The sequence below is a fragment of the Micromonospora sp. NPDC050695 genome (assembly GCF_040654415.1).
Lineage (GTDB): Bacteria > Actinomycetota > Actinomycetes > Mycobacteriales > Micromonosporaceae > Micromonospora.
Map to the genome: position 1 here is coordinate 91,689 of NZ_JBFAHZ010000014.1, position 9,603 is coordinate 101,291.

The 9,603-nt window shown below is 67.9% G+C and carries 17 protein-coding genes and 1 pseudogene; 12 read left to right on the forward strand and 6 right to left on the reverse strand.

The window, feature by feature from the left end; genetic code table 11:
• Complete coding sequence (locus AB0H52_RS14010; protein ID WP_357947614.1) at positions 1–234, reverse strand: hypothetical protein; 234 nt, start codon at positions 232–234, stop codon at positions 1–3.
• Positions 234–734 (reverse strand): hypothetical protein, encoded by a 501-nt coding sequence (locus AB0H52_RS14015; RefSeq protein WP_357947617.1) that lies wholly within the window; start codon positions 732–734, stop codon positions 234–236. Before AB0H52_RS14015 ends, AB0H52_RS14010 begins: the two co-directional genes overlap by 1 nt.
• Positions 735–978: 244 nt before the next feature.
• Between AB0H52_RS14015 and AB0H52_RS14020 the strand changes: the two genes are divergently transcribed.
• The 10 genes from AB0H52_RS14020 to AB0H52_RS14065 all read left to right on the forward strand — a co-directional run bounded on the left by AB0H52_RS14020 (position 979) and on the right by AB0H52_RS14065 (position 5,576).
• Positions 979–1,188, forward strand: coding sequence for a hypothetical protein (locus AB0H52_RS14020; RefSeq protein ID WP_357947620.1), 210 nt, complete (start codon positions 979–981; stop codon positions 1,186–1,188).
• A 178-nt stretch (positions 1,189–1,366) separates the two neighbouring features.
• Positions 1,367–1,978, forward strand: coding sequence for a hypothetical protein (locus tag AB0H52_RS14025; protein ID WP_357947622.1), 612 nt, complete (start codon positions 1,367–1,369; stop codon positions 1,976–1,978).
• A 208-nt stretch (positions 1,979–2,186) separates the two neighbouring features.
• Entirely contained in the window at positions 2,187–3,062 is an 876-nt protein-coding gene (locus AB0H52_RS14030) for a hypothetical protein (protein ID WP_357947625.1), read from the forward strand.
• Positions 3,063–3,145: 83 nt separating this feature from the next.
• A complete protein-coding gene (locus AB0H52_RS14035; RefSeq protein WP_357947628.1) occupies positions 3,146–3,472 on the forward strand; it encodes a hypothetical protein in 327 nt (108 codons plus the stop codon).
• A gap of 74 nt (positions 3,473–3,546) precedes the next feature.
• On the forward strand, positions 3,547–3,729 hold the full coding sequence (locus AB0H52_RS14040; protein WP_357947631.1) for a hypothetical protein: 183 nt from the start codon (positions 3,547–3,549) through the stop codon (positions 3,727–3,729).
• Entirely contained in the window at positions 3,726–3,995 is a 270-nt protein-coding gene (locus AB0H52_RS14045; protein ID WP_357947634.1) for a hypothetical protein, read from the forward strand. Before AB0H52_RS14040 ends, AB0H52_RS14045 begins: the two co-directional genes overlap by 4 nt.
• Entirely contained in the window at positions 3,982–4,218 is a 237-nt protein-coding gene (locus tag AB0H52_RS14050) for a hypothetical protein (RefSeq protein WP_357947636.1), read from the forward strand. The genes AB0H52_RS14045 and AB0H52_RS14050 overlap by 14 nt, the downstream gene beginning before the upstream one ends.
• Positions 4,215–4,604 carry a hypothetical protein gene (locus tag AB0H52_RS14055; protein ID WP_357947639.1) on the forward strand — a complete coding sequence of 130 codons (390 nt, stop codon included), beginning with the start codon at positions 4,215–4,217 and terminating at the stop codon, positions 4,602–4,604. Before AB0H52_RS14050 ends, AB0H52_RS14055 begins: the two co-directional genes overlap by 4 nt.
• Before the next feature lie 16 nt (positions 4,605–4,620).
• Positions 4,621–5,052 carry an SAV_6107 family HEPN domain-containing protein gene (locus tag AB0H52_RS14060; protein ID WP_357947642.1) on the forward strand — a complete coding sequence of 144 codons (432 nt, stop codon included), beginning with the start codon at positions 4,621–4,623 and terminating at the stop codon, positions 5,050–5,052.
• 230 nt (positions 5,053–5,282) lie between these two features.
• Positions 5,283–5,576 carry a hypothetical protein gene (locus AB0H52_RS14065; protein ID WP_357947645.1) on the forward strand — a complete coding sequence of 98 codons (294 nt, stop codon included), beginning with the start codon at positions 5,283–5,285 and terminating at the stop codon, positions 5,574–5,576.
• Positions 5,577–5,838: 262 nt separating this feature from the next.
• Here the strand turns inward: AB0H52_RS14065 and AB0H52_RS14070 are convergent, their stop codons facing one another.
• Complete coding sequence (locus tag AB0H52_RS14070) at positions 5,839–6,375, reverse strand: hypothetical protein (protein ID WP_357947648.1); 537 nt, start codon at positions 6,373–6,375, stop codon at positions 5,839–5,841.
• A 107-nt stretch (positions 6,376–6,482) separates the two neighbouring features.
• On the opposite strand from AB0H52_RS14070, the gene AB0H52_RS14075 reads away from it, so the two are divergent.
• Complete coding sequence (locus AB0H52_RS14075; RefSeq protein ID WP_357947651.1) at positions 6,483–6,791, forward strand: hypothetical protein; 309 nt, start codon at positions 6,483–6,485, stop codon at positions 6,789–6,791.
• Between the two features lie 101 nt (positions 6,792–6,892).
• Here AB0H52_RS14075 and tgmC read toward each other — a convergent pair whose 3' ends face one another.
• The 3 genes from tgmC to tgmA are packed head-to-tail and all read right to left on the reverse strand — an operon-like array spanning position 6,893 to position 9,301.
• Entirely contained in the window at positions 6,893–8,026 is a 1,134-nt protein-coding gene (gene tgmC / locus AB0H52_RS14080; RefSeq protein WP_357947654.1) for an ATP-grasp peptide maturase system methyltransferase, read from the reverse strand.
• On the reverse strand, positions 8,023–8,982 hold the full coding sequence (tgmB, locus tag AB0H52_RS14085) for an ATP-grasp ribosomal peptide maturase (RefSeq protein WP_357947657.1): 960 nt from the start codon (positions 8,980–8,982) through the stop codon (positions 8,023–8,025). Before tgmB ends, tgmC begins: the two co-directional genes overlap by 4 nt.
• A gap of 19 nt (positions 8,983–9,001) precedes the next feature.
• The gene (tgmA, locus tag AB0H52_RS14090; protein ID WP_357947660.1) at positions 9,002–9,301 is read right to left on the reverse strand and encodes a putative ATP-grasp-modified RiPP; all 300 of its coding nucleotides are present in this window, start codon (positions 9,299–9,301) and stop codon (positions 9,002–9,004) included.
• 125 nt (positions 9,302–9,426) lie between these two features.
• Here tgmA and AB0H52_RS14095 point away from each other — a divergent pair.
• A pseudogene (locus tag AB0H52_RS14095) lies at positions 9,427–9,597 on the forward strand (helix-turn-helix transcriptional regulator); the annotation flags it as partial.
• Between the last annotated feature and the right edge of the window lie 6 nt (positions 9,598–9,603).

A 9,603-nucleotide genomic window follows, 5' to 3' on the forward strand; every position in this document is an offset into this window, starting at 1 on the left:
TCAGCGCACCCCCGCCCGCATGTGAGCGGCCAGCGCGTCCAGGTCGGCGGCCGTGACCGTGTCGACCTCATCCATGGCCGCGTCCAACTCGGCCACCCGCGCCTCATAGCCGGGAACACCCCGGTAGTTGGTGGCCAGGCTGATCAGGGTTTGCATGACCTGGGCGGCGTCGCCCGCCTTGTTGACGGCGTCCCGGTCCTCCGGGTTCGACAACCGCAGCGTGACCGTGTCCATCAGGCCACCGCCTTCACGCCACGCTCGGTCAGGGTCGCGGAGGTGACAACCCGCCGCAGGCCCGTACCGGACGCGTAGTTGAGGGTGACCATGCCCTTGCGGGCCAGGGACTTGAGCTGCACGATCGTTGCCGCAGCGGACCGGTTGACGGTGCCACCGTTAGCGTGGGCGGCCCGCAGGACGCGCTGCCCGGCGTCGGACGGGTTGGTGAGGTGCGCCCCGGCCATGGTCGGCGGGACCTGCCGGCGGCGAACACCGGCGGTGGGCTGGGCGGGGTTCTCGTTGCGGTACATCTCCGCGTAACCCCGGGCCACCAGGCGGGCGGTTGCCTCGCTGTCGTAGCTGCCGCAGTTCGCGTCGATGCGGAGGGTGCCCTGGTAGGTGGTGACCGTGTACACGTCGGCGCTGATGCGCTGGAGCGTGACGGTGACGCGACCGTTGGGCGTGGTGTACGGGATCGCTTCGTCGATTGCGATCGACTGGTTGGTACGGTGCTGCATGGATCGACTCCTGCTCTTATCAGGCGGTCGGTTCTAGGTGCTGGGAGCGTTGACGCGCTCCTTGATGCCGGGCCCTCGGTAGGTGTTGACGCACCCGCCGGGGGCTTTCTTCGTCTTGCTGTAGTCACAGCGTAGCTACAGCCGTCGGGGCGCGCAAGCACTTCCGTCCAACTCAACCAAGATTCTTGTAGCTACGGCTGCATCTGCGTATAGTGGATCGCGTAGCTACAGGAGGGGGGTGAAGATGACTAAGACGACGACCGACAACAGCACGCCGACCAGGCCGATTCGCGTTCCGCTTGACCTGTGGAACGAGTTCGGCGGGGTGGCCGTGCAGCTCGGCTCCAACCGGACCGCACTGATCCTTGAGTTCATGCGATGGATGGCACGCAGGCCCGGAGCCAAGCTGCCCAAGCGGCCAGACGTGCCGCCCACACCGGTTGCCAGTTCCTAGGAACTGAGCGACCCCAGACCGGCGGTTACGACGCCGGCCCGGGGCCGAGAAGCGATATGCCCCAGCCCGCCCGTGAAGACAGAAGGAACACCTCGCCCATGACAAAGATACGGCCTGCCTATGCCCGTACAGGCGTGCGGGTGAATCGGCATGGCGCGAAGCTGCGGCTGGCCCGCCCGTGAGTCGCCTCCACGCACCCGACGACGAAGACAAGCCGTTCATCGCCAGATGGAACGTCCTCGCCCGCATCCTGCTGGTAGAGCCATCCGTGAAAGCCGTGGCACGCTCAGCCATGGACTTCGGCGACTTCGACGACGGGTCGTCCTGCCACCCAAGCAACGAACGCATGGAGCGGGAGTCGGGGCTGAGTGAGCGAACCATCCGGAGCGGGTGGCAGGTGCTACGCGGCCTCGGCATGGCTGAACGGGTCGGCTATGGCTCGCCTCATCGGCGGCTCGCCGACGAGTACCAACTGATCATCCCGTCCCACTGGCGGAACCTCCCGATCTACGGGCCGCACGTCCGCAAGTTCCACTGCCTCTACTGCCAGAAGCTCGTCACCCCGCAGGGCAACTCCACCGTCCGTGTTGAGGGCGGCCAGGAGATGGTGAGCTTCCACGTGCAGCGGATGGTGTTCTGCCCGACACCTCGGGCCAAGCGGGGACGTGACGCCGTGGACTGCTTGACGGAGTGGAATGCGTCGCAGCGTGCCTGCGGTGAGCCGACGTTTGGCAACCTCGGCGACGACGTGTGGAAGCTGTTCCGGCAAGCGAGGGCAGACGAGTGGTGACGGTCGCCGAGATACCGGAAGTCACTTCCGCCATAGGAAGTCACTTCCGCGTATGCCGGAAGTCAGTTCCGCCATGTACCGGAAGTCAGTTCCGGCGATACCGGAAGTCACTTCCGCCCAACACTCATAGAACCACTCATCAGATCACTCATAAGACCTCTCCCCGCCTCGCTTCGCGACGCGGGCCGGCGACGAAACGAGGATCGGCGTGAACGTTCCAGTAGATTTCGAGGGGCGCGCCTCAACCGCTGGCTTCGCAGAGAGCGACGAAGAGGCCCTTGCTGTTCTTGCTGAGCTTGGACGCCAGTGGCGGCAGGGCCAAGGGCTGACCGCCGGTCAAAGGGTGTGGGCGTCCTACGCCATCGGGCACTTCACGGCGCTGCTGGCGGACACTGTCGGCGAGGGCCAAGTCGACTCTGCCACCGCCATGGTTGAAGCAGTGATCGGACTCAGTGATGCGATCGAAGCAATGGCGGCGCTCGCCCGTTGGTACGCCGAAGTCTGCGCCCGTGACCTCGACCTGTTCCGCAAGCCTGGGCTCCGACTGCTGCGCAGCAAGAGACACGTACGTCAGTACCCGGCAGAGTTCGAGGCGCGAAGGCGTGTAGCCGATGACGCAGAGGCGAGAGAGTTCGCCCAACCAGCGAGCGCGGCATTCAGCCGCCTGGCGAAGGCGTTGGAGGCGGCGCACAGCGAAACGGACGGCGTCTACGAAGAGACGTGGTATGTAGAAGCGCCGTCGTCCCCGTGGCCGCTGTCTCCCGCCGCCAGGCCGACTGCTCTCTATTTCTGGTACGACGCCGACGGTCTACTGCTGTACATCGGCATCACCGGTGACCTGGCGACCCGCCAGTCCAGCCACGCCAAGCGGTCGTCATGGTCAGAGTTCGCCGACCACTCAAAGATCCGTCGCTTCCCGTCGCGCCCCGAGGCTGAGGCCGCCGAGAAGGCCGCGATCGAGTCGGAGCGCCCCCTGTTCAACCACCAGCACAACGACACCCCCGAGGCACGTCAACGCCTGGTGGCGTACCTGATCGAGCATGGCCGCATGGACTTGCTCGCCCCCGCCGTGTCTCGCGGCTAGTCCGTAGCAACCGTGCAGCAAACCGACAGCAAACCCCACGGCACTTGCCACGGCACATGCCGCCACGACGAACGGAGAACATCATGACCGACACGATCAACGCGACCCCCGCCCAGGTGCTGGCCACCCCGATGCAGAGCAACGACGCCGAGGCGGCAACAGTCGGCGAATACCTGATCAAGCTCCTCGCCGACGTGTGGCGGGAGCAGGAATGCTTCAACGGGAAGCGCCCATTCGGCAACAGCGGGTGGGACTACGAACTGATCGAAGCACTCGTTCGCGCGGGTTTGATCGACGGTGAGATCGACGAGGACGGCACTCTCATGCGCTCAGACGACGAGGCGGGAAGTCGGCTGATCGCCGAGGCCATTCAGGGCATGTCGGCAGCGTGGACGGAGGGCAAGCGGTGACCGCCCACGACCTGTCCTGGTCCTTCCACCTTCCCTGCGGACGGTGTGGGAGCACGAGCGAGACGCTTGACTGCGTGCCCGTGAACAGCGTGTGGACCGGCAAGGACCCTCGCACTCTCACCGTCACCGGCATCACCACGATCAACGGCAAGCCGAACGTCAAGTACGAGACGTCATGGCCGGACCGCGACGACAAGGGTGTGGGCATCGCCGACCTCGACTACTTCCTCAAGCACCACACGGAGGTGACCCGGTGACCGCCCCAACCGGTTCCGGCTTCGCCTTCCGTTGCGAAGTCTGCGACGGCGAACCCATGTGGTCGATCACCCGCATCGGTGACGTGGCCACATCGTGGGCGTGCGCCGCCGACCTGTCCGCCGTGTGTGACCGGCTGCAACGGGACTTCGAGGTGACCGAACTGCGGGTGACCCACCACGCGAAGGCGTTGGAGTGGGCCGAGCTTGGACGGATCTTGAGCCCCGCTGACCGCAACGACGAAAGGGGCAGGCATGGCCACTACTGACCGGGACCAAACCCCGCTGCGAGAGTGGGAGTCCGAGCTGAACGAGCGCGTCACCACCTGGCGCTACCCGGACACTGTCGGCACGGTGATCCGCTGCGACCGGTTCGGGCACTTCGCCGACCCGTACTGGCGGGCGTCGGTGCGTTGGGACGGCGGGCGGGTGGAGCACGGCATTGAGACGTCGTCGCTGACCCGCGTGGACGGAACGCAGGGCCGGCGATGACCGAAGACGCTGGCCGCGAAGGCGACGTGTTCGACCCCATGGACTGCGCGTTCTGCTGCGCGGGCGGCGGACGACGCATGTCCAACGGGGCGTCCTCCACGTGCCCACTTCACGGCGGGCCGATGCCGCCGACTGACGAGGACGAGATCCGCCGCGACGAGCGCCGCAAGGTGGCCGAGGAAATCGCCCGCGCGATCGAGGTTGCGGAGGGCTACCGCTGCCCCGACTGCGGCGGGAAACCTGCTGCGTTCGTCGACTTCGGGCACGGCCAGAAGCAGCGATCCTGTGGGGGTGGGCATCGCTGGTCGGTGGCCTTGTCGCACATGCCTGCCGCTCAGGTCGCCCGCCAGCATGCCCAGCCCGCCTCCGCCGTTTCGCACCGCTAACCCGAAGGAGATGACCATGACGGACACGACGACACACCCGACCCCCGCCCACCTGTTGCCGCACCGCACCCCCACCCAACTCCTCACCGTGGCGTGGCAGGGGATCGCTGACGCCACCCACACCGACGCGGACGGCCTGCGGTACGCGGCAGCACACCTGGCCGCTTTACGGGCCGCAGCGGCGATCCTGGCCGCCCGCACCACCCCCGCTGTGACTAACCGGCAGGAACGGCACCGGATGCCCAGCGTGTGGGTGCAGCTGACCACCACCGCCCCCGAGTTGGCCGAGTGGGCGCAGTTCTTCGCCGACACCACCAGCAAGCGGGCCGCCGCCGAAGCCGGGATTCCGCGTGTGGTCACCGGGCAGGAGGCGGACGACATGCTGCGGGCCGCCGAACAGTTCGTGACCATGGTGGAGATGCACTTTGGGACGGGGGTAGCCCGGTGACCGCCGCCGCCGACCACCCGCACACCGACCCCGGCGACGGGCGCACCGAATGCCAGCGGTGCGGCAAGTACGTGTGGCCCGTCGTCCACTCATGCAAAGGCGTTCCGATTACGGCCGCAGCTCGGGCGCGGATGGGGCTGCCTGCCACCCAGCGCAACCCTGTTGCGGACGCCGTGAACGCGGCAGTACGTGACGAGCGTGAGCGGATTCGCCAAGCACTGTCCCTGCCCATGATGCAAGCCCTCCGACTCATCCCCCACGGGCGCGTCCAGCAGGGCTGCATCGTCTCCGACGGGGACGTGGTGCGGGAACGGCTGCGGGTCGCCTACTTCGCGATCACCGCCGACCAGCAGCCGCCGTCACCGCCGTTGGACTTGGCCGAGGTCGCCCCGTGGATGGAGTTGTGCGGGTCCTGTGACGCCGGACTGCCCCAGTCGTGCACCTGCCCGACCGGTGACCCTCGGGTGGTGATCGCCGCACTGGTCGACGAGATCGTGAAGCAGCGTCAGGGGGCGACCAATTGACCGCCGAGGACCGCACCAACGGCTGGTGGGACGCACCCGCCTCCGACACGTGGACGTGCCCCGAATGCGGGGTTGTCAGCCCTGTCGACCAGTGGGCGGAAAGACGCGTGGACTGCCCTGACGGCGAGGACTGCGGTGAGCACGACGGCCGGGAATGCCCGCGTTGTGGTGAGGTGCTTGACCATGTGTTCGGTGCCCCGCGAATCCTGAAAGCGACCACCGCCCGCGCCGCCGCGACTAGGTCCGGATGACCTCACCCCGGTCACATGCCGGCGACCGCGGCCTCAACCTTCTTGGCCTGCGTCGGCTTCACCTTCCCCGACACCCGGACGAGCACCCTGCCGCTGTCGGCCCGGTAGTGGTATTCGGTGCCGAGGATCGGGGCGGCTTTCAACGCGTCCTGGATGTACTTGGCCCGCCGGTCCGCGTCCTCACTGGTGGGGAACACCTCGATGGCGAGTCCCCGTCCGGCGTCGTACTTGTCGGCTTGCTTGTCGCCGCCGGGCAGGTCGGCGGACGCCCGGGACAGGTACCCGTTGGGCCGTCCGAGCAGGTTGTTGGGGTCGGTGTCCTCATCTTGGACAGCGCCGGAGGTGAGGCCGATTTTCGAGGCCGACAGTTTGGCGAGCACCTGCTTGGCGGTGAGCGGTTCGGCGGGTGCCGGGGCTGGCTTGGGTACGGCCGACGTCGTTGCGGGCGCTGGCGGGGCACTGGCGGGGCTGGCGGGTGTGTCCGTGCCGCAGCCGGCGGCGAACATGACAACGGCGGTGACGGCGATAGCGCTGTGGCGAAGACGCATCGCACGATCCTCGGGCAGCAGACGCGCCACGGTCGCCCCGCAACCCACCGGAATGCTGTCCGGTTGACGACACAGCCTGCGACCAGCGAACGGGAACCGACATGAGCTTGCATGCACAACTGGCCGATATCGCCGCCGATCCAGTCTGGCGTCCGGTCATCCGGGCGGAGGCGAAGCGGGCTGCCTCCGAAATGCCTGACGGGCCGGCGATGGCTGACCGGGATGTACACGAGATGCTGCGGCAGCGCATCACCTCCCGGGCCGGCGGGTCAGAGCGACGCGACGACGCCGATCGGTTGCGCGCCCGGTTCACGCCGACGCTGGACGTGCTCGGCAAGCAGGACACTGATTCGGGTGTGTGGCACCCAGCACCGGCAGCGCCGCATCACCACGATTGCCGCCGTGCCTGCGGATGACCGGCACTCAGCCCGGTGCGGTGCGGTGCCGACGCCGATGCTCGGCGGGTGGGGACGTATCCACCCGCCGGGCATCGGTGCCGGCAACGACTGCGTGAGATCTACCGCAGCGGCCAGCGGTGCGCGCCGTCCGGACGGTCCACCCACAGCACATGATGACCCTCCGGGGACACCGTCAGCCCCAGCCGGTAGTGCCCCGGACGGCCCGCGTCATCCCAACGCTGACAGACCTGCATGATGTCGTCCCACACCCGACGGCTGCCGCCCTGCACCACCGTCACCCCCGACTGGTCGTGGTGCACCCGCGCCCACGAGTCGGTGCCGGCGTCCACCAGGCAGTGAATCTTCCCCATGTCGCCGGTCAAGGTGCACTGGTAGACGCTGGGCTCCGACAACCTCCAGAAAAACTCGCACCGATCTTCGGCGAACCACTCCACCTGCTGCACGGTGCCGGCGCTGGTGGCGCCCTCCCCACCCATGCACACCTCGATCATCCGGTCGGAGGTCGGACCCAGCGGCCCGTCCGCCGGCCGCGCCTCAATGAACGCGCAGACCTGCGACAGGAACCGGCCCTCGCCGGAGCCGTCCGGGCGCACCCGCAGCGGCACAACCCCGTACGACATGTTCGCCATGACCAGCCCGCCGGGCTTGGTCTGCCGCAGCCACGCCGCCGGCACCCGGCGCACCGAGCAGGTGGCGATGATCCGGTCGTACGGCGCCGACGGCCGGTACCCGGACAGCCCGTCCGCCGCAGCGAGCCGTGGCCGGTAGCCGGCCGCAGCCAGGGCAACCCGCGCCTGGTCGACAAGCCCAGCGTCGATGTCCACGGACGTCACCTGCTCGCTGCCGAGTATCTGCGACAGCAGCGCGGCGTTGTAGCCGGTGCCCGTGCCGACCTCCAGCACCGTCATGCCGGCGGCGAGGTCGAGCGCTTGCAGCATTACCGCCATCACCCCGGGCTGGGTGGATGAGCTGGTGGGTCGGCCGTCGGGGGCAATCTGCGTAACGATCGCCTCGTCGGAGTACACGGCGCTGAGGTAGTCACCTGCGTGGGTGAGGTCCGCGCCGTCGAGCACGTCACCGATCTGCCCTTGCCCGCTGACCCGGTAGACGGCCGGCGCGAAGTGGTGCCGGGGGACGGCGGCGAACGCCTCGGTGACGCTGCGGTCGGTGAGGACGCCAGTGGTGGTGAGCGTGTCCACCAGGTGCTGCCGGAGTTGGGCGGTGAGGGTCATGGCTTCTCCAGGTAGTCGGCGATGGCGGAGGCGATGGGCAGTCCCGTTTCGTGTTCGATCCACGCCCACTGGCCGCCGGGGTTCACCTCCAAGAACACGTGATCGTGCTCTGGGGTGACGATCAGGTCGATCGCGGCGAAGACGAGACCCAACCTGCGGGTCAGCGTCACGAGCTGCTCGGCAACGAGATTAGGCAGGGTGATCGGCTCGTAGGTGAGGCTGTCGTAGTCGGTGCGCCAGTCGATGCGCGCGGCAGGCGAGTGCGCGTCGATGCGGGCGGCGAACAGCCGGTCCCCGATGACGTTGACCCGGACCTCGTACGACTTTGGTATCCAGTGCTGGAACAGGTGCGCGGTGCCCGTCACCGCGTCGGTGATCATGTCGGCGGTGACGGGTGTCGTCGACAGGGCCATTACCTGCCCGCTGTCTCGATCGATGTACGGCCGTGCGTGCATCGCCTTGTAGATGGCACCGTGCGGCGCGGCATCCACGAACGCCCGCGCCGCCGCCGGGTCGTTGGTGATCAGGGTGGCGGGGACTGCCATGCCGAGGCTTTCGGCGACGGCGAGCTGCCGGGGCTTCCGGTCCGCTGACGTCATCGCGTGGGGGTCGTTCATCCAGCGCGCGTCGGGCAGGGCTTGCAGCAGCCCCCCGAAGCCCTTGCGTGCCTCCTGCTCGGCCCAACGCTGCTCGTGCGGATCCATTCCGGGCGGGAAGCGATGCGCCGCCGGGCGGCGGTAGTACACGGACCGGATCGCCTCGATGGGGCTCGTGCGGTAGGGGTCGCCGATGGTCCCTGACCACTGGCCGTGGCCGCCGAGGGAGGCGGTCACGGCCAGCGTCGTCGGGAAATCGGCGGTGTCGATCCGGTGGACCGGGACGTTCCTGCGGTTCAGCTCTACGATCACCAAGTCGCAGGTCACATCAGCCGGTTCGGTAATCACCAGGACGGTCACCGTTGATCTCCTTCGGGGGTCAGTCCTGGTAGGTGTCGGTCTTGGAGTCGTTCCACGACTGGTGGTCGTGGACGGTCTTCTCGTTGGTGGTGACCTTCTGCGTGGTCTGCGGCTTGCTCGCCAGCGTCACGCCGTCGGCGCCGACGATGGTTTGCGTCACCGGGTCCAGGTGCGTGTCGGTGAGGTCGAGGACGTCGCCGCTGGGGACCGACGGGCGGCTCAGGGTCAAACCGAACGGCCGGTGAGTGGTGGGGCTGCCGGTCTCCATCGTGTCGACGTGGATCGGCAGCTGCGTCCGGTCGTGGGCGAGAACAGGCATGGCTCCTCGTTTCCGCTGATCGATTGGGGTTTCACGGTCGGCCGGGCCGTACGATAAGCATCGACTACCGTCCCTTGGAGGTCGATGTGTTGTCTGCTGCCAACTCCGGGGCAACACCTGGCAACATGCTCGGGCAGGAGGTGCGCAGGCTCCGCGAGGTGAAAGGGTGGGGGTTGCGCCGGTTGGCGTCAGCCGTGCACTGCGACGCCGGCTACCTCAGCCGTGTGGAGACTGGGCAGCGGCGGCCGTCACCGAGCCTGGTTGCGGCGTTGGATAAGGCGCTCGACGGTGCGGGCCGCCTG